This is a genomic window from Aquitalea pelogenes (assembly GCF_041914625.1).
Classification (GTDB): Bacteria; Pseudomonadota; Gammaproteobacteria; order Burkholderiales; family Chromobacteriaceae; genus Aquitalea; species Aquitalea pelogenes.
Window position 1 is genome coordinate 1 of the sequence record NZ_JAYSDA010000022.1, and the last position, 26,471, is coordinate 26,471.

Annotated in this window: 21 protein-coding genes; 4 read left to right on the forward strand and 17 right to left on the reverse strand. The window is 61.7% G+C overall.

Going from position 1 to position 26,471, the window contains the following annotated elements:
* Window positions 1–315: 315 nt before the first annotated feature.
* Window positions 316–873, reverse strand: coding sequence for an antibiotic biosynthesis monooxygenase (locus ACE3SE_RS15910; protein ID WP_374556695.1), 558 nt, complete (start codon window positions 871–873; stop codon window positions 316–318).
* A gap of 111 nt (window positions 874–984) precedes the next feature.
* A complete protein-coding gene (locus tag ACE3SE_RS15915; RefSeq protein WP_374556697.1) occupies window positions 985–3,249 on the reverse strand; it encodes a heavy metal translocating P-type ATPase in 2,265 nt (754 codons plus the stop codon).
* Window positions 3,250–3,326: 77 nt separating this feature from the next.
* On the opposite strand from ACE3SE_RS15915, the gene cadR reads away from it, so the two are divergent.
* Complete coding sequence (gene cadR, locus ACE3SE_RS15920; protein ID WP_062787683.1) at window positions 3,327–3,755, forward strand: Cd(II)/Pb(II)-responsive transcriptional regulator; 429 nt, start codon at window positions 3,327–3,329, stop codon at window positions 3,753–3,755.
* Between the two features lie 32 nt (window positions 3,756–3,787).
* On the opposite strand, the gene ACE3SE_RS15925 is transcribed toward cadR, so the two are convergent.
* Together ACE3SE_RS15925 and ACE3SE_RS15930 are read right to left on the reverse strand one after the other, a co-directional pair.
* Window positions 3,788–5,407: a methyl-accepting chemotaxis protein gene (locus tag ACE3SE_RS15925; protein WP_374556700.1), complete on the reverse strand. Its 1,620-nt coding sequence runs from the start codon at window positions 5,405–5,407 to the stop codon at window positions 3,788–3,790.
* A 135-nt stretch (window positions 5,408–5,542) separates the two neighbouring features.
* Window positions 5,543–5,851: a LexA family protein gene (locus ACE3SE_RS15930; protein ID WP_374556702.1), complete on the reverse strand. Its 309-nt coding sequence runs from the start codon at window positions 5,849–5,851 to the stop codon at window positions 5,543–5,545.
* Between the two features lie 209 nt (window positions 5,852–6,060).
* Between ACE3SE_RS15930 and ACE3SE_RS15935 the strand changes: the two genes are divergently transcribed.
* On the forward strand, window positions 6,061–6,336 hold the full coding sequence (locus ACE3SE_RS15935) for an HU family DNA-binding protein (RefSeq protein ID WP_045844798.1): 276 nt from the start codon (window positions 6,061–6,063) through the stop codon (window positions 6,334–6,336).
* Window positions 6,337–6,711: 375 nt separating this feature from the next.
* Window positions 6,712–8,583, forward strand: coding sequence for a methyl-accepting chemotaxis protein (locus ACE3SE_RS15940; protein ID WP_374556704.1), 1,872 nt, complete (start codon window positions 6,712–6,714; stop codon window positions 8,581–8,583).
* 81 nt (window positions 8,584–8,664) lie between these two features.
* Here ACE3SE_RS15940 and ACE3SE_RS15945 read toward each other — a convergent pair whose 3' ends face one another.
* The 3 genes from ACE3SE_RS15945 to ACE3SE_RS15955 form a co-directional block, all read right to left on the reverse strand.
* Window positions 8,665–9,711 (reverse strand): HD domain-containing phosphohydrolase, encoded by a 1,047-nt coding sequence (locus ACE3SE_RS15945; protein ID WP_374556706.1) that lies wholly within the window; start codon window positions 9,709–9,711, stop codon window positions 8,665–8,667.
* Window positions 9,712–9,741: 30 nt separating this feature from the next.
* Complete coding sequence (locus tag ACE3SE_RS15950) at window positions 9,742–13,650, reverse strand: response regulator (RefSeq protein WP_374556708.1); 3,909 nt, start codon at window positions 13,648–13,650, stop codon at window positions 9,742–9,744.
* Between the two features lie 199 nt (window positions 13,651–13,849).
* Window positions 13,850–15,091 (reverse strand): DEAD/DEAH box helicase, encoded by a 1,242-nt coding sequence (locus ACE3SE_RS15955; protein ID WP_374556711.1) that lies wholly within the window; start codon window positions 15,089–15,091, stop codon window positions 13,850–13,852.
* Between the two features lie 174 nt (window positions 15,092–15,265).
* On the opposite strand from ACE3SE_RS15955, the gene hflX reads away from it, so the two are divergent.
* The gene (hflX, locus tag ACE3SE_RS15960; protein ID WP_374556713.1) at window positions 15,266–16,648 is read left to right on the forward strand and encodes a GTPase HflX; all 1,383 of its coding nucleotides are present in this window, start codon (window positions 15,266–15,268) and stop codon (window positions 16,646–16,648) included.
* A 67-nt stretch (window positions 16,649–16,715) separates the two neighbouring features.
* Here hflX and ACE3SE_RS15965 read toward each other — a convergent pair whose 3' ends face one another.
* From ACE3SE_RS15965 to ACE3SE_RS16010, 10 genes are all read right to left on the reverse strand, one after another.
* The gene (locus tag ACE3SE_RS15965) at window positions 16,716–17,522 is read right to left on the reverse strand and encodes a TOBE domain-containing protein (RefSeq protein ID WP_374556715.1); all 807 of its coding nucleotides are present in this window, start codon (window positions 17,520–17,522) and stop codon (window positions 16,716–16,718) included.
* On the reverse strand, window positions 17,519–18,079 hold the full coding sequence (locus ACE3SE_RS15970; protein ID WP_374556718.1) for a nitrogen fixation protein NifQ: 561 nt from the start codon (window positions 18,077–18,079) through the stop codon (window positions 17,519–17,521). The genes ACE3SE_RS15965 and ACE3SE_RS15970 overlap by 4 nt, the downstream gene beginning before the upstream one ends.
* Entirely contained in the window at window positions 18,072–18,779 is a 708-nt protein-coding gene (locus ACE3SE_RS15975; protein ID WP_374556720.1) for an ATP-binding cassette domain-containing protein, read from the reverse strand. The genes ACE3SE_RS15970 and ACE3SE_RS15975 overlap by 8 nt, the downstream gene beginning before the upstream one ends.
* 1 nt (window position 18,780) lies before the next feature.
* Entirely contained in the window at window positions 18,781–19,467 is a 687-nt protein-coding gene (modB, locus tag ACE3SE_RS15980; RefSeq protein WP_374556722.1) for a molybdate ABC transporter permease subunit, read from the reverse strand.
* 2 nt (window positions 19,468–19,469) lie between these two features.
* A complete protein-coding gene (modA, locus tag ACE3SE_RS15985; RefSeq protein ID WP_374556724.1) occupies window positions 19,470–20,219 on the reverse strand; it encodes a molybdate ABC transporter substrate-binding protein in 750 nt (249 codons plus the stop codon).
* Window positions 20,220–20,398: 179 nt separating this feature from the next.
* Complete coding sequence (locus tag ACE3SE_RS15990; RefSeq protein WP_374556726.1) at window positions 20,399–21,346, reverse strand: carbohydrate kinase family protein; 948 nt, start codon at window positions 21,344–21,346, stop codon at window positions 20,399–20,401.
* Window positions 21,347–21,361: 15 nt separating this feature from the next.
* Entirely contained in the window at window positions 21,362–22,342 is a 981-nt protein-coding gene (gene tal / locus ACE3SE_RS15995) for a transaldolase (RefSeq protein WP_374556728.1), read from the reverse strand.
* A 2-nt stretch (window positions 22,343–22,344) separates the two neighbouring features.
* Window positions 22,345–23,811: a xylulokinase gene (gene xylB, locus ACE3SE_RS16000; protein WP_374556730.1), complete on the reverse strand. Its 1,467-nt coding sequence runs from the start codon at window positions 23,809–23,811 to the stop codon at window positions 22,345–22,347.
* A 25-nt stretch (window positions 23,812–23,836) separates the two neighbouring features.
* A complete protein-coding gene (gene dalD, locus ACE3SE_RS16005) occupies window positions 23,837–25,228 on the reverse strand; it encodes a D-arabinitol 4-dehydrogenase (protein ID WP_374556732.1) in 1,392 nt (463 codons plus the stop codon).
* A gap of 96 nt (window positions 25,229–25,324) precedes the next feature.
* Entirely contained in the window at window positions 25,325–26,434 is a 1,110-nt protein-coding gene (locus tag ACE3SE_RS16010; RefSeq protein WP_374556734.1) for an ABC transporter ATP-binding protein, read from the reverse strand.
* Between the last annotated feature and the right edge of the window lie 37 nt (window positions 26,435–26,471).

A 26,471-nucleotide genomic window follows, 5' to 3' on the forward strand; every position in this document is an offset into this window, starting at 1 on the left:
ATGCAGGCAGGCCGTTTGCAGGATTGGCAGTTGCTCACGGTCGGCTTCGGCCAGCAAGGCCAGCAGGCGCTGGTCGGGGTGGTCGGCATGCCAGGCTTGCAAGCTGCTTGCCAGTTGAGCGGGATCCAGCGAACTGTGCCAGGGTGAGGGCATGGCGGAACTCTCTGATGATAGGCATGAAAATGCACAATAACCTTATCATAAACGAGGGAAGTGCCATTGCCGACGGCAATCCGGCTGTCGGGCGGGAAAAATGCAGCAAAGTTTGATCCTGACCAGCATGTTGGCTGGTCAGGAGGTATGGCTGTTGCTGATTCAGGGCTTGGCAGACAGCCCGGTCGGACGACTGCCATCGCTTTGCAGCCATTTGTGCAGCAGGCGGCTGCTGAGCGGAATGAACAGGAACACCATGACAGGTGTCAGCATCAGGGTGCTGCACAGTACCCGCAGCACCACCGGCAGGCTGGCCAGTTTGTCGCCCAAGAGCAGGGTGAAACAGAGCGAGACCGGAAAGAATACCAGCCAGATCATCACCGCCTGTTTCCAGCGTGGTGGTGTTTTCAGACCAAACCACTGCTCCAGGCCTTCGGCGCAATGCACGCTGCTGTGCCGGATCAACTCTTCCCCAGCAGCCAGCCATGCCTGACGTGCCGGGCTGGCTGCCCAGGCATCCAGACTGGCCTGATCGCTGAAACGAAACAGGATTTGCCAGTGGTCGTCACCCGGCGGCGGTTGCAGCAGTCCGGAGCCCAGGTAGCCGGGCGCAGCTGTAGCGAGGCTCTCGCCCTGGCGGATCCAGGCGTGGAAATCGGCGTGGCGTGCCGGCTTGATGCGGCGGGTGATCAACAAGGTAAGCGGTGTGCTGGGTGTCATGATGTGGCTCCTGCGGGCAAGTCCTGCCACCCGGGGTGTGGGTGGTCGGCACGCCTCCGGGGTGTTGGAGGCGTTTCGCTCATGTAGCAAGCAAGCAGCGTGCCTGCACTCCTACTTGCGCAGCAGTCGCAAGCCGTTGCCCACCACCAGCAGGCTGGCACCGACATCGGCGAATACCGCCATCCACATGCTGCCCATGCCCAGCAGGGTCAGCAGCAGGAAAACCGCCTTGATGCCCAGCGCCAGTACGATGTTTTGCACCAGAATGGTGTGCGTGGCGCGGGACAGGCGCACAAATGCGGGCAGGCGGGCGGGGTCGTCATCCATCAGTGCCACATCGGCGGTTTCGATGGCGGTATCCGACCCCATCGCACCCATGGCAAAGCCGATGTCGGCGCGTGCCAGTGCCGGTGCGTCATTGATGCCATCCCCCACCATGCCCACCAGTCCGTCCCGGCCCAAATGGGCAATGATGTCGGCCTTGTCCTGTGGCAGCAGCCCGCCATGGGCTTGGTCAATGCCGACAGCAGCGGCAATGGCGCTGGCAGTTTGCTGGTTGTCCCCACTGAGCATGACGGTACGGATGCCCAACTTGTGCAACTGGGCGATGGCGTCCCGGCTGGCGGGGCGGATGGTGTCTGCCACGGCAAACAGGGCCAGCACCCGCTCTTCATCCATCAGCATCACCACGCTATTGCCATCTTGCTCACGGGCAGCCACCCAAGCCTCAACTTCGGGTGTCTTCCGGCCAAGCTGACCGGCCAGCGCCAGGTTGCCCAGCCACAGCTGACGTCCGGCTATCACCCCGTGAATGCCACGGCCGGTGATTGCCGCAAACTGGCTGACTTCCTGCAGGGCGATGCCGTCTTGCTCTGCCGCGCGCAGCAAGGCGCGGGACACCGGATGGTCTGAGCGGCTGGCAAGGCTGGCTGCCAGGCTGCGGCAGCTGCTGGCGTGTTCAGTATCCAGTGCCTGCCAGGCTGTCTGTTCCGGCTTGCCATGGGTAATGGTACCGGTCTTGTCCAGTGCCAGCGTACGCAGCTGGCGGCCTTGTTCCAGCCAGACACCGCCCTTGATCAGTATTCCCTGACGGGCTGCAGCGGCCAGGCCGCTCACCACGGTAACCGGGGTGGAGATGACCAGCGCGCACGGGCAGGCAATCACCAGCAGCACCAGCGCTTTGTAGATCCATGCCAGCCAGTCGCCACCGGTGAATAGTGGCGGCAGGATGGCCAGCAAGGTGGCCAGCGCAAAGACGGTCGGGGTGTAGATGCGGGCAAAACGATCGACAAAGCGCTGGGTAGGGGCCTTGGCATCCTGCGCCTGCTCCACCGCATGCCGGATGCGCGCCAGCATGGTATCGCTGGCGGCGGCGGTGACGCGGTAATCGAAAGCGCCGTTTTCGTTCAGCGTGCCGGCGTAGACGCTATCGCCAGTCTGTTTTTCCAGCGGCATGCTTTCGCCGGTCATGGCGGACTGGTTGACCGTGGAATGACCGCTGATGATGACGCCATCCAGTGCAATGCGTTCGCCCGGCGCTACCCGCACTACTGCGTCCAGCGGAATGGCGTCCACCGGCATGTTTTGCCAGCTGCCATCGCCAGCTTGCACAGTGGCGCTGGGCGGCGTGAGTTGCAGCAGGCTGTCAATGGCATGGCGAGCCCGCTCCAGCGATCTGGCCTCGATGCGCTCGGCCAGGGTGAACAGCACCATCACCATGGCGGCTTCCGGCCATTGCTGCAGCAGCAGCGCGCCGGTAACGGCAATGCTCATCAGGGCATTGATGTTGAGGGTGAGGTGACGCAGTGCTATCCAGCCCTTGCGGTAGGTGCTGATGCCGCAAATGGCAATCGCTGCCAAAGCCAGCAAGGCTGCCAGCCAGCCAGGGGCTTTCAGCCAGTCACACAATTCGGCGGCCAGTGCCAGCAAACCGGCAGAGGCCAGCGGCCACCAGGGGGTAGGGGCGGCAGCGGAATCGGCCGGGGGCAGGGTGCCTGCCTCGGCTGCGGTTTCCGGGTTGAAGCCCAGCTCACGCAAGGCGCTCAGAATGGCAGGCAGTGCTGCCTTCTGGTGCGTGACTGTGAGCACGCGCTGCATCAGGCGGAATTCCAGCGCGACAACTTCGCTCATGGCGTCCAGCTGTTTGCGGATCAGCGCTTCTTCGGTGGGGCAGTCCATTTGCAGGATGCGGATGGGCGTAACCTTCAGCTCGCCTTCACTGCGCGCTCCGGCCAGTGTTTCCAGCGGCGCGCTGGTGCTGCCGCAGCAGTGGTCGTGGTGGTGATCAGCATGCTTGTGTCCATCCTGTCCGTGGCCATGATGGCTGTGGGCTGCTTTGTCGTGCGGGGCGGGTACACGCTTGTATCTGGCTTGCATGCTGGTCTCCTGTGTTGCATTGGCATACAGTTAACACCCTGTAGCAACTTCAAGGTCAACAGCTAAAGGGGAGTGCAATGAAAATTGGTGAATTGGCCAGACTGGCGGACTGTACCAGCGAAACCGTGCGCTTTTATGAAAAGACCGGGCTGTTGCCACCGCCACAACGCGAGGCCAACAACTATCGCAGCTATGGCGAGCGCCATCTGGAACGGCTGCGATTTATCCGTAACTGCCGGGCGCTGGACATGACGCATGAGGAAATCCACCAGTTGCTGTCACTGATGGCGGACCCGCAGTCCGATTGCGGCGGGGTGAACCAGGTGCTGGATGCGCATATCAGTCATGTGGATGCGCGCATTGCCGAACTGGTGCAGCTGAAAGCGCAGCTGGATGAACTGCGCCAGCGCTGCCAGCAGACACAGGCGCTGGACGCCTGCGGCATCTTGCAGGGTCTGGCCGAAATGGAAACCGCCGCCCGTCCGGAGCGCCATACCCATCTGTAAACGGGTATGGCTGCAGGGCAAAGCAGGTGGCGTTACACCTGATACTGCGCCACGGTGTTGAGTATGGTTCTGGCCTGCTTGTGCAGTTCACGTGCGGCATCGGCCGAGCTGCTGGCAGCAGACGAGTTTTCCTCTGCCATCTGGGCAATCTGTTCCACCCGCTGGGCAATGGTGGTGCTGGTGCTGGTTTGTTCGGAAATGCTGTGGGAAATGTCATGCACCAGTTCCCTGGCCTGCTGGGTATTGTCCTGGATGCGTTCGATGGCGCTGTTTGCACCGCGGGCGGCATCGGCTTCCTGATTGGCGCGTTCCACCACGCGTTCCATGCTGCCAACAGCATCCTGCGTACCTTGTTGCATCTGGCTGATGACCGTGGAAATTTCCGTGGTGGACTTGGCCGTGCGTTCTGCCAGCTTCCGCACCTCATCGGCCACCACGGCAAAGCCCCGGCCCATTTCACCGGCCCGCGCCGCTTCGATGGCCGCATTCAGCGCCAGCAAATTGGTCTGTTCGGCAATTTCCTTGATGATGTTCATCACCGTGGCCACCGTCTGACTGTCCTGACGCAAACTGGCCACCTGGCTTGCTGCCTGGCGGATGGATTCGGAAACCGCCGTGATGCCGCTCACCGTAGCTAGGATTACCTGCCCACCCTGGCTGGCGGTATCGCCTGCGGCACTGGTTTGCTGGTTGGCCTCCAGCGCGCGGTCGGACACATGGTTAATGCTGACCGTCATTTCCTCGATGGCTGCTGCCATGGCGGCTGCAGCTTCGCTTTGCAACTCGGAACTGCGGGCAATCTGCGTGGTGTTGCTGGCCATGCCCTCAATGGCCTGGTCGACGGATTCCACGCTGCGGCGGATATCCTGGAAACTGTCCTGCAATTGTTGCAGCAGGGCATTGAATGCCATGGCGGTTTCGCCCACTTCATCCTGGCGCATCACTTTCACCCGCAGGCGGAAATCCAGCGCCTCTCGCACATTGAACATCACGTCGCGCATGCCCAGCAGGCTGCTGCGAATGTGCCGGAACAGGCTGCCACCCAGCAGCGCACAGCCCAGCAGGCAGGCAGCAATGACCGCAATCGACATGGTGATAGCCTGCTGATAGGCCTGCCGGTTGTCATCGGCCAGCTTGCCCGCCAGCCGGTAGTTGAATTGCATGTGTTCCTGCAGGTTCTTGCTCAAGGCCGCAGTCGCAGCGCGCATATTGCCGCCGGTGATGGCCTGCTCGGCTTCCTGGGTCTTGTGCTGCCGTGACAGCTGCAACAAGGCATCGCGGGCGCTGCGATAGCTGGCCACCAGCTTGCGGTCCTGCTCCAGCAACTGGCGGTCCTCGGCGTCGACGATCAGGTCTTTTTCGTAACGGGCTGCGGCTTCATCAAAGCGTTTGTCCTGGGTATTGATGGCCTGCTGGTCTTTTTCTTTCTGACTGTCGTTTTGCGCAATGACATGGCGGTAAGTGCCGGTGCGCATCTGGGTCAGTGCATCCTGCATTTCATCCAGCGCAATGATGCTGGGGAAGGTATTGGCTGTCAGGTATTCGAAGCGGGCATTGGCCTGTTTTTGCTGATACAGGCCGAAGCCGCCGATACCTATCAATGCCAGCAAGGCAATGCCCAGTGTCAGTGCCAGTCGTTGCGAAATGTTCACGAAGCGCTCCCTGTCCTGAATTGTGTCGGATGACATAGTGTCGTAATAGACTGGAAGGTGCGGGCGACAAGTCACTAAAAATCAATATCTTGCCAAATGACAAACAAGTGGTGCTCCGCAGGCTGCGGCCTGTTGCTATGCCGTAAGGTGGCAGTCCGGCTGGCTGATGACACCCCAGATGGCAAAGTCCTGGCCGTAATCCGCCTCTATCGGCGGGTAGTCCGGATGAGCAGCCAGCAGGCACAGCCGCTGCCCGTTGCGCTGCAGGCGACGCACCATGAATTCGCCATCCACGGCGGCCAGCACCAGATTGCCTTGTACCGGGCTGCGCTGCGCATCGATGGTAAGGATATGCCCGGCAGCAATACCGGCACCGCTCAGCGAGTGGTCGGGCATGGTCAGATAGAAAGCCTGGCTCTGATCCGGGTTCAGGGTGGTTGTCATGGTGAATCTCCGCACTGTTGATTATGAAATTGTACAAAATCAAAACTGACAGGGCAAGCAGGCAATATCCATGTAAAAAAACTCTGAAGCATGTAGGGCAGGCACGGCCCCTTGTGGCAGCTATGACAAATTTTCCTTGCTGGAGCATGCTCTGGCTGGTTAACCTTCCAGCTTGAGACTATTCACCTTTTGCGGCGCAGGAGCCTTGCATGACCAAACAACAACTCATTGCCATCCTTTCCGAAAAAACCGGCTGCAGCAAAGTCGATGTCCTGCGCTTCATGGATGCGCTGGAACAGACCATTCGTGATGAGCTGGTCAGCGGTGGTGAGGTCACGCTGGCCAGTACCGGCAAGTTCAAGGTGAAAAATACGGCGGAGCGCAATGGCCGTAATCCGAAAACCGGCGAAACCGTGCTGATCCCGGCAAAGCGCAAGGTGGTGTTCACCCCCATCAAGCTGCTGAAGGAAGCCGTAGCCGGCTGACCGGCCATACCGGGTGACCGGTCATTGACATGAAAAGGACGCAGCGGCGTCCTTTTTTCATGCCTTCGGTCTATTTTGTGTGTAGTGCTGGATTGTTGCCTGAAACTGATCAATAACTAGAGAGAGCAGTAATAAATCTATTCAGTCAGTCTTTTATTTGATGTTTCGGGGAGGGATATGCATGAAACAGAGCGTTAATTGCTTCATCAATGCCAATATTGTGCATCAGCCTATTGAAAATGCCGGATGCATTTGAAATTGGTATTGACGTGTCGGATTGAAGCCGGGAACATTGCAGCACGCCGGTGGCCACCTCAGGCGGTGGTGTCAGCTAGCAATGTGTGGTTTTAAGTAATTATAAAAACAGGATCCTCCATGCGTACTCTCCGTTCCAGAATGCTTGCATTTGTACTGATGATTCTGGTAGCCATTTCGCTGTTGTTCTGCGGTGTGGCCTACTGGAAAATGAAAGAAGCGCTGCTCTCTTCCATCAGTGACCAGATTGTCCAGACGGCCAATAACAAGGTCAGCTTCATTACCGAGTGGGTTTCCACTCGTCAGAATATCGTCGGCTCTGCCTTGCTGCATTTTACCGAAGGGGACATGAAACCCATCCTTGACCAGTCGCAGGTGGCCGGCAAGCTGGATGACATGTATGTCGGTGAACCCAGCAAGAAAATGACGCAATTCACCGGCTCCACGCCAGTGCCTCCGGGTTATGACCCGACAGGCCGACCGTGGTACCTGGCGGCCAGCAATTCGCAGGACGCCATTGCCACTGCGCCTTACATTGACGCTGCTACCAAGAAGCCCATCATCACCTTTGCCAAGGCCCTGCGCAAAGATGGCCAGCTGGTTGCCGTGGCCGGTGGTGATGTCTCCCTGGTGCGCGTAGCGGACGAAGTGGTGTCCTCCAAGCTGCCGGGTGACGGCTTTGCCTTCCTGATTACCGGTGACGGCTCGGTGATTGCCCATCCGGTCAAGGATTCGGGCTTGAAGAAAATCAATGAAGTGATGCCGGGCTTTGATCTGAACAGTGTCAGCAAGGACGGCACACTGCAAACCATCAACCTGAACGGCGAAGCCAGCATGACTGCGCTGTATCCGGTGGGCAAGACCGGCTGGCTGCTGGGCGTGGTGGTGCCGGTGGCGGCGGCTACCGTGTCAGTGACCCACCTGATCGAGCTGATGATCGCGGTGCTGATTGCCGGTGTGGTGGTGGCGGCCTTGCTGGCAACCATCGGTGTGGCCCGCATGATGTCCGGCCTGACCGAACTGCGCGATGCAATGCGTAACGTAGCCAGCGGCGATGGCGACCTGACCCTGCACTTGCCGGTACGTTCGCAAGATGAAGTAGGCCAGATTGCCGAAGCCTTCAATGCCTTCGTCCACAAGCTGCATGGCATGTTCGTCTCGGTGCGCAACGATGCCGAAGCACTGGCACGCGATACCGCAGCCCTGCATCAGGCCGCCGAGAGCATTGCCTCGGATTCCCGCGTGCAGTCCAATGAACTGTCGGCCACGGCGGCAACGATCGAAGAAATCACCGTCAGCATCAACCACATTGCCGACAATGCCGGGGAAACCGAAGTACTGGTCGCTTCCACCCGTGAAAACTCGGAAGACTCCTACCAGGCCATGGAGCAAGTGGCACGCGAAGTGCAGTCCATCGTGCAGACGGTGGATGCCCTGCAAAGCGCCATGGGCGACCTGTCTTCGCATTCCGAACAGATTCGCGGCATTGTGGCGGTGATTCGTGACATTGCGGATCAGACCAACCTGCTGGCACTGAATGCTGCCATTGAAGCGGCCCGTGCCGGTGAACAAGGCCGTGGCTTTGCCGTGGTGGCGGACGAAGTACGCAAGCTGGCCGAGCGGACTGCATCGGCCACGGTAGAAATCGCGCAGATGATCAACAGCGTGATGAGCCAGACCGAAGTGGCAATCGGCCATACCAGCAAGACCAACGAGCGTGTTGCCACCGGGGTGGCAATGTCGCGTGAAGCGGCCGAGAAGGTGGGCCGCATCAAGGCCAGCACGCAGGACATTGCCAGCCGCATGTCGGAAATCACCAGCTCCACCAAGGAGCAGAGCACGGCGACCACGGTGATGGCGCAAAGTGCAGAGCGCATCAACACCAAGGCACTGGAAAGTGATGAGAACGTGCAACGCATTCTCACCATCATTCAGGACCTGTCGCGCCGTGGTGGTGATTTGCGCAACCTGGTGTCGCAGTTCAAGCTGTAAGCCCGGGCGCAGCAATCCCAAAGCAAAACCCCCGCTAGCCGGGGGTTTTGCTTTTCCTGCCTGCACGAGAGCTGGCAGCTCTCAGTTGTCCTGACCCTCGTCGTCAGCATAGTTGGCGCGAATCCGCAGGATTTCCGGCAAGGCCTTGCGAAAGGCGGCAATCAGTTGCGGGTCGAAGTGCGCGCCGGACTGGCCATACATATAGTCCAGCGCTTCTTCAAGCGGCAGGGCCTTTTTATAAGGACGGGCCGACAGCAGCGCATCAAATACATCGGCAATGGCCACGATGCGCCCGGCCAGTGGAATGGCCTCGCCACGCAAGCCGAAGGGGTAGCCACTGCCATCCCAGCGCTCGTGATGACTCAGCGCAATGATGCTAGCGGTTTGCAGCAGCTCGTCATCGTGACTGCCAATGATGTCGGCCCCCATTTGCGGGTGCTGTTTCATCAGCTTCCATTCTTCGGCATCCAGCTTGCCCGGCTTGAGCAGGATATGGTCCGGAATGCCGATCTTGCCGATATCGTGCATGGGCGCGGCCAGTTGCAGGATTTCCTGCGCCTTGCTGCCAAGGCCGGCCACTTCGGCGATCAACCGGGTGGCATGCGCCATGCGGATGACATGGTTGCCGGTTTCGTTGTCCTTGAACTCGGCGGCACGCCCCAGGCGCTGGATGATTTGCTGACGCGAGCTGAGCAGTTCGTTGGTGCGCTGAACCACCATGCGCTCCAGTTCGCGCGTCTGGTCGTACAAGGCCAGATGGGTGCGCACCCGTGCCTTGACCACCGGCGGGCTGATGGGTTTGGTGATGTAATCCACCGCACCGATTTCCAGCCCCAGCTTTTCATCCTCCACCGAACACATGGCAGTGACGAAGATGACCGGAATGTGCTGACGGTCCGGGTTGGACTTCAGCCGGCGGCACACTTCATGCCCGCTCAGGCCTGGCATCATCACGTCCAGCAGGATCAGGTCCGGCGGGGTGTCGGAATAGGCAATCTTGAGCGCCTTCTCACCATTGGGTGCCACCTTGATGGTGTATTCGTCTTCCAGGATGGCGGCCAGCAATTCGATATTGTCCGGCACATCGTCGGCAATCAGGATGCTTTGACGTTGTCTGAGATCAGCCATGGATAATGGGCTTTCGGTTGGCATGCATGTTCAGCTTGCTTGCAGCCGGACGCGCAACTGCGCCAGCTGCTGCAAGGCGGCTTCGTATTCATATTGTCCCGCCTGACGTGACAGCTGTTCGGCGGCGTCGGCGGCTTCGTGATCAGCCAGGTTGCGGAACAATTCCGCCGCGGTCTTGCTGGCGCGGATGTCATCGTCACGCAGTTGTTGTTCCAGCGTATCCAGCAATGCACGGATGCTGTCTTCACCGGCCAGCGGAATGGCAGCTGCTGGCGTCTGCTCCTGTTCCAGCTGCGCCAGCAGGGCTTGCAATTGCTGCTCCAGCCTGCTGATGGCCTGGTCACGGCTGTCGATATCGCTGTCCAGATGGTATTCCGCGTGGCGGCAGGCGGCGGCCAGCGCGTCCGCACCCAGATTGCCGGCCAGGCCCTTGAGGTTGTGCACGATGCGGCGGGCGGTTTCGGTGTCTGCCTGCTGCAAGGCTTGTTGCAGCCGCTGGCAGGCATCGCTTTCCCGCTCGCGGAAGCGATGCAACAAGCGCTGGTACAAGGTGGTGTCTCCGCCCATGCGCAGCAGGGCGGCATCGCGGTTCAGGACGACATCGCTGCTGCGGCTGCTGCCGGGCAGCGGCAGCTTGCCGGGCAGGCTTTGCGGCATGCCGGGGCGCAAGTGGCGCAGCAGGCAGGCATAAAACACCTGGATGTCGATGGGCTTGGCGATGTAGTCGTCCATGCCGGCATCCAGGCAGCGCTGTTCTTCCCCTTCCATGACATTGGCGGTCATGGCGACGATCTTGCTCGCGTTGTGACGTGTGTCCAGGCGTAACTGGCGCGTGGCTTCCAGTCCGTCCATCACCGGCATCTGGCAGTCCATCAGTATCAGGGCATAGTCCCTGGCGGCGGCCATCGCCACGGCCTGGGCGCCGTTTTCGGCCAGATCAGCCTGTATGCCGACCTGACGCAACAGTTCCAGCGCCACTTCCTGATTGGTCTGGTTGTCTTCCACCAGCAGGACCTGTGCGCCTTGCAGCAACTGGCGCAGCTGTGCCAGATCCAGCCGCGGGGCATTGCTGCCGACTTGCAGCGCCGGCTGATGACGGCAGGCGGTGTGAATGGCGTCCAGCAAGGTGGAGAAGGTGGCCGGCTTGTTGAAAATGCCGTCAACCGTGGTGTTGCCCAGAGCCTGGCTCAGGCTGTCGCAATCGTGCGCGGTGGCCAGCAGGCATACCGGGGTGTCCAGTTGTGTATTGGCCTGGATGCGGCGCAGGGTTTCCACCCCGTCCATGCCGGGCATTTTCCAGTCGATCAGCACCAGCTGATAGGGCAGTCCGGCATCCTGTGCCTGCTGCAGGGCCTGCAAGGCAGCCGTGCCGCTGTCCACCGACCATGCCTCCAGTTGCAGTGCTTGCAGCATGTGGACGAATACTTCGCGCGCTGCGGCATTGTCATCCACCACCAGCGCACGCATGCCACGGATGTCCGGCAGCGTGCTCAGTACCGGCTCGTTGGCATCCGCCTTGCCAAACTGGCAGGTAAAACTGAAGCAGCTGCCCTGTCCTGGCTGGCTGCTGACGGTGATATCGCCATCCATCAGTTGCACGATGTGCTTGCTGATGCTCAAGCCAAGGCCGGTGCCACCGTAACGGCGGGTGGTGGAACTGTCAGCCTGCGAGAAAGCCTGGAAAATACAGTCCTGCTGGGCCGCGCTCATGCCGATGCCGGTGTCGCTGACGGCAAAGTGCAGTGTCAGCTTGTCCTGTTCTTCCCGCTCCAGCCGCACGCTCAGCGTTACCTCGCCGGAATCGGTGAACTTGACGGCATTGCCCACCAGGTTGTTCAGCACCTGACCCAGGCGCAGCGGGTCGCCAATCAGCCGGGCGGGAACCGCGCTGTCAATGTCGAACAGCAGTTCCAGTCCCTTGTCCCGCACCCGCAGCGCCATCAGGTCGGCCACCCGGGCAATGACTTCTTCCAGCGCGAATTCGGTTTGCTCGCAACTGAGTTTGCCGGCTTCGATCTTGGAGAAATCCAGGATGTCGTTGATCAGGCCAAGCAGGCCGTTGGCTGCGGTATTGACCTTCTCCAGATAATTGCGTTGCTGCGGGCTCAGCTGGGTTTGCAGTGCCAGCTGGGTCATGCCGATGACGGCATTCATCGGCGTGCGGATTTCATGGCTCATATTGGCCAGGAATTCGGCTTTGGCACGGGTGGCGGCTTCGGCCTGATGGCGGGCGGCACGAGCTTCCTGCTCGGCAATCTTGATGGCGCTGACATCGACAATCACGCCAATCAGTCCGCCCGGGGTGCTGTCCTCGTGGCGGAAGCCGGTTACCGAATACAGCACGTGATGCAACTGCCCATCGGCAAAACGCAGCTGTTCTTCACGTGAAATGCGGCTGCAGTTGGCAATGACCGCTTCATCCTCCTGCTGGAAGATCTGGCGGGCGCTGGCCGGCAGGTACTCCAGCTCCAGCACCCGTTTGCCGATGAAGTTGCTTCTGTCTATGCCGAAGGCCTGCTCGTATGCCTGGTTGCAGCCGATGAAACGGGTGTCGGCACCCTTGTAGAAAATGGGATTGGGAATGGTATCCAGCAGAGCTTCCACCAGGGCTACCTGATGTTGCAGGTCGCTGGTGCGCTCGACCACTTTTTGCTCCAGCTCGGCGCGGGCCTGTTGCAGTTCGGAAGTTTTGACCAGCAATTGCTGACGCATTTGCTCCTGCGCGGCTGCCAGCTGGCGCACTTCCAGCCAGGGGGCTTGCAGGGCATCCTGACTGACCGCCTGTTGCAGCTCCAGCTGGCCGAAACGGACGCTGCCCTGTGCCAGCAATTCCAGTGGCCGGGCAAAGCGCTGTGCCATGCGCAGTGCCACCATGCCGGCACAAATCAGGGCGGCAATGCTGATCAGTACCAGCAGGATCAGGTCGCTGGCGGTGCCGGGCAGAAAGGAGGATTCGGGGGCAATCACCGCAATCCACCAGGTTTGGTCGCCAAGCGTCATCGGCTGGAACAGGCTGAACCACTCCTGCCCGTCTGCGGTGAAGCGGCTGGCTTGCCCGGCCAGCTGGCTGCGCAGCAGCCAGTGCGGATAGGCATGCGACAGGGGGCCGTTGTTCACCGTGGCCAGCGGGTGCAGTTGCTCGCCCGGCTGCAATTGGCCATCGGCATAGGGCAGGGCCAGCAGGCGGCCCTGTTCATCCAGCAAGGCCAGGGTTTTGGCGCGTTCCGAAGGCAAGGTGCCGGCCAGGCGGGACAGGCTGCTCAGGTTGACGTCATGGCCAATCACGAAGCGGCTGCCGTCACTGGCGGTCCAGCGGGTGGAGACAGTCAGGCCGATCTGGTGCGTGGTGTAGAAGGTATAGGGCCTGGTCCAGACAATGGCCCCGTCATCGTTGCTGGCCATGGCATTGCGAAACCAGGGGCGCTGGCGGGCGTCGTAATCCTGCTGCCGTGTCTCGCTGCGGATCAGCCTGCGTTGCCGGTCCCAGAAAAACCAGTAGGTGGTGCGGCCCCAGTGTGCCGGGTCGCTGATGCGATTGGTCCAGCCGCCGTTGGCATCATGTAGCAGCAGGATTTCGCGCCCGGACTGATGTGCCATGTTGACCGAGGCTATCTCGGCGTGGTTTTCAATGATGGGGAAAAAGAAATCGTTGAAGCGCTGCAGTTCGTGACGATTGGCCGCCAGCCATTCGGTCTGGCTGTTCCAGGTGCTGTTGCGGCCCCAGGACTGGCTGGCACGCAAGGTGTCCTGCACGCTGGACAGCAAATGCTGGGTGCGGGACTGCAATTGCTGGGCGGAAATCTGCATTTCCGACTGGGCCAGACTGTCGACAGTGCGCTGCACGATCAGGTGATAGCAGCCAAAGGCGAATACCAGGATGGACAGCAGGATCAATCCGCACATGCGCAGGACCAGACTGCTGGCGAAAGTCTTTTTCAATCAGCGCTCCAATACCGGCGTACTGTGCTGTGCTGCGATGAGGGGAGGAGTGTTTACCGGCCCGGTTGCGCCTGATTCAGAGGAGTAGAGCTGGCGATTTCCGTAGCGGCTTCATGATATTAACATGGTGGAAATCGCAAACTCAATTGTCATTGCAGATTGATTGCAGCCCGCGCCGGGGCTGGCTTCAGGGCTGGTTTCAGGATTGGGCCGCCTGGGCCGCGCGCAGCTTGTCCTTCTTGCTCATGCGCTTGCCCTTGATGCCGCCATTGCCGTCGACAAGCGGCGTGCTCACCGCTGCATCCTGCGGTTCGAAACCGGTAATGCGTTCCCGCTCAAGCTGTATCTGTTGACGCTTCTCGATCAGGCGGAAGTGGGCGGCGTTGTCAGCACAGACAAAGCTGATGGCCACGCCGCTGGCACCGGCACGGCCGGTACGGCCAATGCGATGGGTGTAATCCGCAGGTGAGCGCGGCAGGTCGTAGTTGACCACCATCTCCAGCCGGGCAATGTCGATGCCGCGGGCCGCCACATCGGTGGCCACCAGCACTTGCAGCCGGGCAGCCTTGAAGTCGGCCAGTACCTGGCCACGCTGGCCCTGGCTACAGTCGCCATGCAAGGCGGCGGCACGGATGCCTGCCTGTTGCAACTTGCCGCTGACGCGCTCGGCGCTGTGACGGCTGGCAACAAATACCAGCACCCGTTCCGGGTTTTCACTTTGCAGCAGATGACGCAGCAGCATGGTACGGCGGGCTGCATCCACTTCGATGGCCCGCTGGCGGATGGCCGGGCCATTTTCAGCCGAGGCCGGAATGTCGATGGTTTGCGGCTGTCGCAGCAATTGCGTGGCCAGTGTGCGCAACGCTGGCGGGAAAGTGGCGGAAAACAGCAGGTTCTGCCGGTAGGGCGGTAGCAAGTCCAGCAACTGCTTGATTTCGGCGGCAAAGCCCAGGTCCAGCAAGCGGTCGGCCTCGTCCAGCACCAGGGTGCTGACGGCAGACAGACTCAGCGCATTGTGTTGCAGCAAATCCAGCAAGCGGCCCGGCGTAGCCACCACGATGTCGGCACCACCGCGCAGGGCCATCATCTGCGGATTGATGGAAACCCCACCATAGGCCACCACCACCTTGGGATGGCGCGGCAGGCTGTCGCCCAGTTCGCGCAGGGTGGCACCCACCTGGATGGCCAGTTCACGCGTGGGCAGCAGGATCAGCCCGCGCAGCTGGCGGCGCTTGCTTGTGTGGTCGCTCAACCATTGTTGTAGCAGTGGCAGGCAGTAGGCTGCAGTCTTGCCCGAGCCGGTCTGGGCGGTAGCCAACACATCTCCCCCTTGCAGGATGGCGGGAATGGCAGCGTGCTGGATGGCGCTGGGGGTGGCATAGCCTTGGGCGGCGGCGGCATCGGCCAGCGCAGGCTGCAGGCCCAGAGAGGTGAATGGCATGAGCGGGACAGACGTAAAGAAGAATGAATGATGGAAGCGGCGGTAAAGCCGGCAGCGGCGCAGCAGTATCGGCTGGCTGACTGGCAGGGTCAAGCCTGCTGCGATCTTGGCAGCGGGCGCGGGCATTTACGGGTAGAATCGCGGCTCGCCAGCCAAAGTTAAAGCAATCTGCCCATGCAAGAAACAGAAGTCAAAGAACAGCCCAGATACGCCATCATCGCATCAGTCCAGTTGCCGGAAGTCAGCGATGTCGAGTTTGCCTCCTCGCTGGCCGAGTTGAGCGAACTGGCCAAGACCCTGGGTTTTCAGGTGGTGCATACCTTTGTCCAGAAGCGTAACGGCTTTGACCGTACCGCCTATCTGGGGGTGGGCAAGCTGGAAGAAATCCACATGTATGTCAATCGCGGCTTGCGCGCTGATGAGCTGGCCGATGCGCCGCAATGGCTGGACCCGTCCGCCATTGAAATTGACGTACTGCTGGTGGATCACGAAATCTCCCCGTCCCAGGCGCGCAATCTGGAGCTGGCTGTCGGTTGCGAAGTGATGGACCGCACCATGGTGATTCTGGAGATTTTCCACCGCAATGCCCGCTCACGCGCGGCCAAGGCGCAGGTGGAAATCGCCCGGCTGGGTTACATGGCACCGCGCCTGCGCGAGGCGGCCAAGCTAGCTGGCCCGCAAGGCCGTCAGCGTAGCGGCATGGGTGGCCGTGGTTCGGGTGAATCACATACCGAGCTTGACCGCCGCAAGGTGCGCGACCGCATTGCCGAACTGCAACGTGAAATCCTGGCGATGGAGCTGGAACGCAAGACCCAGCGTGCCCGCCGTCTGGAACGGCAGGGCCAGGGCCTGGCCGGGGTGTCGCTGGTGGGCTATACCAATGCCGGCAAATCCACCCTGATGCGGGCACTGACCGGTAGCGAAGTGCTGGTGGCCAACAAGCTGTTTGCCACGCTGGATACCACGGTGCGCGCCATCTACCCGGAAAGCGTGCCGCGCGTGCTGGTGAGCGATACCGTGGGCTTCATCAAGAACCTGCCGCACGGCCTGGTGGCCTCGTTCAAATCCACGCTGGAAGAGGCGCTGGATGCCGGTCTGCTGCTGCATGTGATCGACGCCAGCGACCCGGGCTTTGAGCGCCAGCTGGAAGTAACCGATACCGTTCTGCATGAAATCGGTGCTGATGAGGTACCGCGTATCCGCGTGTTCAACAAGATCGACCACGTGGCAGACGAAAGCGGCTGGCTTGCCGAGCTGGAACAGCGTTACCCCGGCTGCGTGGTGATGAGTGCGCGCCGTCCGGAAGATGTGTCCGCCTTGCGCGCCCGCATCGTGGCATTCTTCCAGCAAGACCTGACCGAGGATGAAATCCTGCTGCCGTGGTCGGCCCAGCAATTGCGCGGGGAAATCTACAGCCACTGCCAGGTGCTGGAAGAACGGGCGGATGAAGAGGGCAGCTGGTTCCGCGTGCGTGGCGAGCCGGAACAATTGCGCCGTCTGCACGAAAAACTGAACCCCGGTTCTGGCGGGCGGGAAAAGGAATACTGGGAAGTCTGAAACCCGGCATTCTGAACATGCAAAAGCCCATGTTGTTGCAACATGGGCCTTTTGTTGTGCTGTCGCGTCAGCCCGGCACACCCAGAATCACGCTGGAGGCCTTGAAGATGGCGGTGGCGCTGCAGCCGGTCTGCAAGCCCATGTCTTCGGCACTGCCATTGGTGATGATGGCGGCGATGCTGACCCCGGCGGCAATTTCGATCACCACTTCGCTATTGACTGCGCCGGGAATCAGCCTGCTCACCGTGCCGCGCAACTGATTGCGCGCCGACAGGCGGATGTCGTCATCTTGCGTACCAACGATCACCGATGAAGCCTTGATCAGCGCATAGGCCGTCACCCCCGGTTCCAGCCCCAGGCTGGCGACGCTGTCGTGGGTGACCACGGCCACCAGGCGCAGGCCATCGGTGATTTCCACTTCCACTTCGTCATTCACCGCACCGTTCCTGACGGCTACCACCTTGCCCAGAAACTGGTTGCGCGCGCTGGTTTTCATGCTCATGCCTCCCAATAGCAGCAAGTCGTCGGCCATGCCGCTGGCCTGACGCTGCAGATTGCGCAGGAACTGCTGATGTTCCCGCTCGATGATCTGGTAATTGGCCACCAGCTGGCGGCCACGTGCGGTCAGCCGGGTACCGCCACCGCCCTTGCCACCGGACAGCCGCTCCACCAGCGGCTCACCGGCCAGATTGTTCATGTGGTCGATGGCATCCCATGCTGCTTTGTAGCTCAGCCTGATATCGCGCGCTGCCTGACTGATGGAGCCGCAGACATCGATTTGCGCCAGCAAGGCCAGATGCTGCGGGCTGCCGAATTTTTCCCCGGCCAGGTTCAGCCACAATGCGCCTTGCAGGGTGATGTCCTGTTGCTTCATGTCAGATTTCCTGTCCCGGATGGGTGGCAAACGGTGCGCTCCTGATTGCTGTGGCATTCCGGCGGCTTGAGGCCTGGGCGACCCAACTGCTCTGCCAGCTCTGCATAGAGGAAATGCTTCCATTTGGCATCGCCCCGATTGCGCACATACAGGGGGTAGAGATAGCACTGCAACAGCTGGTTCAGCTCGTGTCGGGACGACAGGCCCATGTCCTGCCACAGGTGGCGGTTGCCCAGGCTGGCTACGGCCACTGCATGTGCCAGCCAGCGGCCATGTTGCGGATTTTCCGCCGCCGAGCGGTTGGCCAGCAGCATGAGCAGCAAATCATTATGCAAGGGTGGGCGCTGGGCCAGCAGTTGCTGGTACTGGGCATCGGGCAAGGCTTCCATGCTGCCAAGCGCTGGCGCGCAGGCGGACAGCACCTCCAGCAAGTCTGCTTGCGACAGGCCCAGTGTCCAGGCAAACAGTGGCAGCTCACCATCCTGCGCATTGCGCAGCACACCCAGCACCGCACGGCTGAGCAGACGGAAGGCCTGTTGTTGCCGGAAATCATCCATGGGGCGTCTCCGTCAGGTCCGCAGGTGGCTGACCAAGCCGACCATCCTGCAGGTATAAGGTTTGCTGGCCGAAGGCGCGCACGTCTGCCGCATCGTGGGTAATCAGCAGCATGGGGATGGACAGGCGCTGCAACAGCTCGGCCAGCTCGCCGCGTAATTGCTGACGTAGCGCCGGGTCCAGCGCGGAGAAGGGCTCATCCAGCAGCAATGCGCGTGGCTGAGCCACCAAGGCACGCGCCAGCGCGGTGCGCTGGCGCTGGCCGCCGGACAGGGTGGCTGGCAGTTGATCGGCCAGCGATTGCAGGCCGAAAGCTTCCAGCCAGTAATCAACAGCCTCCAGTTGACGGCGGCGTCCGGGGTTGAGCCAGCCGCGCTGCAGGCCAAAGCCGATGTTCTGCCGCACGCTCAGGTGCGGAAACAGCGCGTAGTCCTGAAACAGATAGCCCAGCTGCCTTTGCTGTGGACTCAGGCAGATGCCTTGTGCGCTGTCGAACAGACAGCGGCCGTCCAGCCGGATATGGCCGGCATCCGGACGATGCAGACCGGCAATGGCCTTGAGCAGCAGGCTTTTGCCCGCACCGGACGGGCCGTAAACCACCAGCTGCTGGCAACTGCTTTGCAATGCGATGTCCAGCGAGAAGCTGCGCTGACCGCTGCGCAGGGTGTGGCGGATGGAAAGATCAAAGCGGGGTGTTGTCATGTCAGCGCTCCGCTACCCGGCCTGGAGCCAGCTTGCCGGCCAGCAGCAGGACCAGGATGCAGACTACGGAAGTCACCAGCACCAGCCGGTTGGCACTGTCGTCCTGACCGGCCTGCACCGCTTCGTAAATGGCCACCGACAGGGTCTGGGTCTTGCCGGGAATGCTGCCCGCCACCATCAGCGTGGCACCGAATTCACCCAGTGCGCGGGCAAAGGCCAGCAGCAAGCCAGCCAATATCCCACGCCAGGCCAAGGGCAGGGTGATGCGAAAGAAAATGCCGATTTCCGAGATACCCAGCACGCGGCCGGCCTGTTCCAGCTGGCCGTCCACCGCTTCAAATGCCGCTCTTGCCGGTTTGTACACCAGGGGAAAGGCCACCAGCGCGGCAGCAATCACCGCGCCTTGCCAGGTGAAGATCAGGTTGATGCCGAACTGCTCCTGCAGCCAGCCACCCAGCGGGCCGCGCCTGCCCAAGAGGGTGAGCAGGTAATAACCCAGCACGGTGGGCGGCATCACCATGGGCAGGGTCAGCAAGGTGTCCAGCAGATTACGGCCGGGAAAGCGCCCGCGCGCCAGCAACAAGCCTACCCCCACACCCAGCAACAGGTTGAGCAGGGTGGCGCAGCCCGCCACCCGCAGCGACAGGCCCAGTGCAGTCCAGGCCGGGTCATTCATCCAGTCAGTCATGGTCAGGGTTTGCTGAATCCGTAGCGGGCCAGAATGGCCTGGGCAGCAGGCGACAACAGATAGCTGACAAAGCGTTGTGCCTCGGCGGCATTGGCCGCGCTGGTGGTGCGTGCCACCGGATAGCTGATGGTTTCATCCAGCGGCACGGCAAACGCCACTTTCACCTTGTCCGGCATGATGGCGGCGTCGGTCTGGTAGACAAAACCGGCTTCCACCTCGCCACGGGCTACGTAATCCAGCGACTGGCGTACGTTCTGGGTGTTGATGGCCTTGGCCTCCACCGCTGGCCACAGGCGGGCATTTTCCAGCGCCCGCTTGGCGTAGCGGCCTACCGGCACGCTGGCCGGAACGCCCAGTGCCACATGCTTGATGGCAGGCTGTTGCAGGTCGGACAGCTGTTGCAGCTTCAGCTTGCTGTCGGCAGGCACAATCAGCACCAGCGTATTGCGGGCAAAGTCCTTGCGGTCGGCACTGTTCACCAGTTTCTGCTTTACCGCGCTGTCCATGGTTTCCTGATCGGCCGAGGCAAACACATCCACCGGTGCTCCCTTGGCCATTTGCTGCAACAGTGCGCCGGAAGCGGCAAAGTTGAAGTTGACCTTGCTGCCCGGATTTTTCGCTTCAAAACTCTGGGCAATATCCTTGAAGGCATTGGTGAGGCTGGCGGCGGCAGAAACAGTGATTTCCCCGGCCAGGGTATGTCCTGCCAGCAACATGCTGCACAGGGAAAGGGCAATCCGCCTTGCTTTCATCGGGCACTCCGGTGTGAGGGACGAGTGCGTAATATACCCGGATATATAACGCCAAGAAATAATCCTTCCGGGGAATGGGCAATCGGCCGGCGTTGTTAGCAGTGAATGGTGGGGGTTTGGGGTGTGGCACAAAAAAAGCCCGGGCAGCTGAGTGGCTGACCGGGCTTTGTGACGGAAGCTCAGGCGGCAGATAATTCTGCACGCCGTGGCAAGTCCGGCCCACGGCGCGAGCAGGTGATGGCAGCGGCGCGGATGGCAAATTGCAGCAGGGTATTGATTTGCACTTTATCCAGGCTGTCCAGCGCGGCCGGACTGGCCAGACCCTGCTCGGCCAGATGGCACAGCAAGGCAGCCTGGAAGGTGTCGCCCGCGCCCACGCTGTCCACCACGTCCACCGGTAAGGCCGGCAGCGACCATTCGCCGTGGTGCGGGCTGAACACGGTGACGCCATCGCCGCCACGAGTCAGTATCACCAGACTGCATTGCCCGCCCAGCCAGCGGCGGGCGGCTTCTTCCACCGGCAAGTCCGGGTAGAGCAGTTGCAGGTCTTCGTCGCTCACCTTGATCAGATGAGCATGGTTGGCATGGAAGTCCAGCACGCTGCGCCAGCGGTTCAGGTCCGGCTCCACGTTCAGGCGGATGTTCGGGTCCAGGCTGATCAACCGCTGCTTGCTTTCGCGCGCCACCAGCTGTTGCAGGCTGTCACCGGTGGGGTGGCTCACCAGCGCATACGACCCGACATGAATCCCCTGTACCGCATCGTCCAGCTGCGGCAGGTCGGCAAGGCTAAGGCTGGCTTCCGGTGCCTTGTCACCATAAAAGCTGTATTGCGGCTTGCCTGCGGTATCCAGCCCCACCAGCGCCAGTGTGGTGGGCAATTGGCGACGCTGCAGGTGGCGGCAATCCACGCCTTCCTGTTCCAGCACGGCAAGCAACTGCCGGCCAAGGAAATCCTCTGCTATGCCGCTGAACAGGGCAGTGCGCTGACCCAGCCGCGCCAGCCCGATGGCGACATTGAAGGGCGAGCCGCCCGGCACCGCCTGATAACGCAGTTGTGGCCAGCAGTCGGCACTGGCGGGCTGATCGACAAAAAAGTCGAACAGTGCTTCTCCACAAACCAGAAACATGAAGTTCTCCTGCACTCAATCGTTTGGCAGTGCTTGCAGCCACTGCGCCAGTTTTTCGGTATCGGCGGCAAACAGGCGGATGCCCTCGGCCAGCTTTTCGGTTGCCATTGCGTCTTCATTCAGCGCAAAGCGGAAGCGGCTTTCATTGACGGCATCGTCCAGCAGGCTGGCGGGCAGGGTGTCTTCCCCTAGCTCCATGCCGGCATGCAGTTGCGGCTGTAACACGCCATCCGCCTGTTGCAGCTGTTGCAGCTGTTGCAGCAAATCCGGGCTGATGGTGAGCAGGTCGCAACCGGCCAATGCCAGGATCTGCCCGGTGGAGCGGAAGCTCGCTCCCATCACTTCGGTAGCAAAGCCCTGCTGGCGCAGCAGGGCGTAAATGCGCCGTACCGAGCGTACGCCGGGGTCGTTGACGCCGGCATGCGCGGCTTCGTCCCAGCTGGCCCCGGCGGTTTTCTTGTACCAGTCGTAAATGCGGCCGACAAAGGGCGAAATCAGGCGCACGCCAGCGCGGGCACAGGCGGCGGCCTGTACCGGGGCAAACAGCAGGGTGAGGTTGCAGTGAATGCCGTCGCGCTCCAGCGCCGCTGCCGCCTGAATGCCTTCCCAGGTGGCGGCTATCTTGATCAGCACGCGGGATGTGTCCACTCCGGCAGCCTGATACAGGGCAATCAGCTGGCGGGCCTTGGCCTCGGTGGCTGCACGGTCGAAAGACAGGCGCGCATCCACTTCGGTGGAGACCCGGCCCGGCACGCTGTCCAGAATGCGCAGGCCAAAGGCAATCAGCAGTGCGTCGATCTGCTGCTCGACAGGCAGTTGGCGCTTGTCTGCCAGCGTATCCAGTACCAGCTGGCGGTAGGCCGGCTGCTGGGCCGCCTTGAGAATCAGGGACGGATTGGTGGTGGCGTCCTGCGGTGCGTACTGGCGGATCAGCTGGAAGTCGCCGGTGTCGGCCACCACGGTGGTGTATTGCTTGAGTTGTGCCAGCAAGTTCATGCTCAGGCCTCTTGATGCGGAACCGGTCGGTTCCGGTAGATGTCACGGAAAAGTTGCAGACGGCCTTGCAGCGCCTGATGGCGCTGGGCATCCGGCTGATACACGGCCTGCACCGGCGGCCTGGTGCATACGGTGGCGATATCACCCCCCGCAGCCAGCCAGCCCAGCCGGGCGGCGCCCAGCGCACCGCCGGCTTCACTGCCCACGTGGGTGACAATATCCAGTTGCAGCGCATCGGCCAGCAGTTGTGCCCAGAACGGGCTGCGCGCGCCACCACCCACCAGCGACAGCTGGCTGACCTGACTACCGGCGGCACGCAGCGCATCCAGCCCATCCACCATGCCGAAGCTGACGCCTTCCAGCACCGCATAGCCCAGCGCAGCGCGGTCGTGCGCCTGGGTCAGGCCCCAGAACACGCCGGGGGCGAATGGGTCGTTGTGCGGGGTGCGTTCGCCGGACAGATAGGGCAGGAATACCGGCGCACTGGCGCGCGCCTCGTCCGGCATGGCTTCGATTTCCTGCAGCAGGCTGGCTTCATCCACGCTGGTGAGCTTGCAGAACCAGCGCAGGCAACTGGCGGCGGCCAGCATCACGCTCATCTGGTTCCAGCGGCCGGGCAGGGCATGACAGAAGGTATGCAGGGCGGAGGCCGGATTGGGGCGGAAACTGTCGTCCACCACAAACATCACGCCGGAGGTGCCAAGCGAGAGGAAACCATCCCCCGGTTGCACCGCGCCGATTCCAACCGCACTGGCCGCGCCATCGCCAGCACCACCGGCCACGATGACGTCATCACCCAGACCCCAGGCGGCGGCGACTTCCGGCAGCAGGCTGCCCGCAGCTTGCAGGCCTTCCACCAGTTGCGGCATCTGCTCGCGCCGCATGCCGGAGGCGGCCAGCAATTCGTCCGACCAGTCGCGCTCGGCTACATCCAGCCACAAGGTACCGGACGCATCCGAGGTGTCACACACCTTGGCCCCGGTCATGCGCAGGCGCAGGTAGTCCTTGGGTAGCAGTACGGTAGCGGTGGCGGCAAACAGCTCCGGCTCGTGGCTGGCCACCCACAACAGCTTGGGTGCGGTAAAGCCCGGCATGGCCAGGTTTCCTGCCAGCTGGTGCAGACGCGGCGCAGCAGCCGTCAGTGCCTGGCATTCGGCCACACTGCGCAAGTCGTTCCACAAAATGGCCGGGCGCAATACCCGGTCGTGCTCGTCCAGCAGCACTGCGCCATGCATCTGGCCGGACAGGCCGATGGCGCGCACGCCGGCAAAGGCCGCGCCAGCCTTGTCTCGCAGCTTGGCAATGGCCTTGCTGGTGGCCTGCCACCAGTCTTCCGGCTGCTGCTCGGACCAGCCGGGCCGTGGCCGGGATACGCTCAGGCTTTCCCCGGCGACGGCCAGCAGGCCTCCAGCCTCATCCAGCAGGACAACCTTGACTTCCGAGGTGCCCAGATCAATTCCAAGATACATCGCTCTCTCCAGCGGATTGCCCGAATCAGCCTGCCTGTATGCCATCCAGCCACTGGTCGACTTTTTGCAGCGCCGCACGCAGCGGTGCTTCCAGTTGAGCTGTGCCAGCCAGGCTGCCCCATAGCATGGGGTCGGCGCAGAAGGCGGCCACCGGGTCGGCGGCGGTCAGCATCTGGCGGCAGGCAGCGGCGTCCATGATACCGTCCTGATAGGTGTATGGCAGTGTATTGGCTTGCCAGCGTTGCAGGAAGCGGAAGAACAACGCCGGCAGCATGCAGGTGGCCTCCGGCACCGCACCACGCGCCACAGATTGTTGCAGGGTGGGGGCGATGAAACCCGGCACCTTGGAGAAGCCGTCAGCAGCCACGCGCTGGTTGCTGTCGCGGATGTGCGGGTTGCCAAAACGCTCCAGCACGGTGTCGCGGTAGGCCGCCAGATCCAGCGGGCTGGGGCTCAGGCAGGGGATAACGTCCTGGGTGACGTAATCGAAAGCCATCTGGCGGATGGACGGCACGGCGGTGCTTTCGTCAATGCTGGACAGGCCGATCAAGGTGCCGGCCCAGGCAATGCAGCTGTGACTGGCGTTGAGGATGCGAATTTTGGCTTCCTCATACGGCAGTACCGATTCCACCATTTCCACGCCTACCGCCTCCAGCGCCGGGCGACCGGCAATGAAGTTGTCTTCCACCACCCACTGGATGAAGGACTCGCCCATGATGGCGCAGGGGTCGTGCTTGCCGGTGGCTGCCTGTACCCGCGCGACAACTTCCGGCGTGGGGCGCGGGGTGATGCGGTCCACCATGCAGTTGGGGCTACTGGTGTGGCTATCCACCCAGTCCAGCAAACCGGTTTCGCCACGCAATTGCAAGAACTGCTTCAGTCCGCTGTGAAAGCGCTCGCCGTTATGGCGCAGGTTGTCACAGTTGAGCAGGGTGACCGGGGTGCCGCTGTCTGCCATGCGGGTGCGCAGGATGGCGGCAATCGCGCCGTAGATGGTGTTAAGGCCGCCTTGCAGGTCGGCTGCGAGGTCGGCATTGGCGGTGTCCAGTTGCAGATGCTGGTCCAGGTAGTAACCACCCTCGGTCACCGTGAAGGAAATCACCCGCGTGTTGCTGTCCGCGCCCGCCGCAATCAGCGCGGCTAACCGGTCATCCCAGGGAATGACGGCCTGAATGGCGTGGATTTCCTCATAGCGGTGCTCACCTGCCGGGGAGATGGTTTCCAGCGTGTACACGCCGTTTTGTGCGGCCAGCTGTTCCAGCAGTGGCGACATGTCGGCGCGGATATTGCCCAGCAAAAGCTTCCAGGCGGGCTGGCCCTGCTTGGCCAGCTGGTCCAGATACCAGGCCTGATGCGCGCGGTGGAAGGAACCGGCACCAATGTGCATCCAGCCGGGCTGTTGTCGGGATGAAGTCATGATCTGTGCTTCCTGTGTTTGGCTTGTTCAGGGCGCAGCCGTCCCCGCGCCCCTGCCGTATGGGCAAGGGCGGTGCAGGCGCGGCAATGCTTGGTATCAGTGCTGGGTGGGCGGGGTGGTGCGTGGCATGGCTTCACCCTTGCTGTCGAACAGATGGCAGTGGTGCGGCTTGATGGAGAAGCCCACTGCGCTGCCGTTAGCTACTTCCAGCGCGTCCGGGATGCGGCTGATCAACGGCTCTTCGGCGCTGGCGGAGGCGGCATAGATATAAGAGAAGTCACCCAGCCCTTCCACGGTGCTGACCGTGGCCTTGATCACCGGCTTGTCGCTGTCCAGTTGCAGGTATTCCGGCCGTACACCAATGCTGACCGCATCGCCGGGCTTGATGCCGCGCGCCGCCACACACACCTGTTGCAGGCCGCCGTTGTTGATTTGCACGGTGACGGTTTCGGCATCGATGGCGCTGACGGTGCCGTCGATGAAGTTCATCTTGGGCGAACCGATAAAGCCCGCGACAAAACGGTTGGCCGGGTGGTGGTACAGGGTTTTCGGGCTACCCACCTGTTCGATGCGCCCGGCAGACAGCACCACGATCTTGTCGGCCAGCGTCATGGCTTCCACCTGGTCGTGGGTGACGTAGATCATGGTGGTTTTCAGGTCCTGATGCAGACGGGAGAACTCCAGCCGCATTTTCACCCGCAGCGCGGCATCCAGATTGGACAGCGGCTCGTCAAACAGGAAAACCTTGGGCTCGCGGGTGATGGCGCGGCCAATGGCCACACGCTGGCGCTGGCCGCCGGACAGCGCCTTGGGCTTGCGGTCCAGCAGGTGGTCGATATGCAGGATGCTGGCAGCCTTGCGCACGGCGGCATCTATCTCGCTTTTGGATTTGCCCGCCAGCTTCAGGCCGAAGGCCATATTGTCGTACAGCGACATATGCGGGTAGAGCGCATAGGACTGGAACACCATGGCGATGCCACGCTTGGCGGGCGGCACGGCATTCATGCGGTCCTCGCCAATCAGCAAATCACCACCGCTGATGTCTTCCAGGCCAGCAATCATGCGCAGCAGGGTGGACTTGCCGCAGCCGCTGGGGCCGACAAACACCACGAATTCTCCATCCTGAATGTCCAGATTGATGTCGCGCATCACTTCCGGGTTGTCGCCATAGCGCTTGCTTACATTACGCAGGTTGACGCTTGCCATGTCTTGTCTCCTCCGGCGGCTTGAGTCGCCGCTTTTG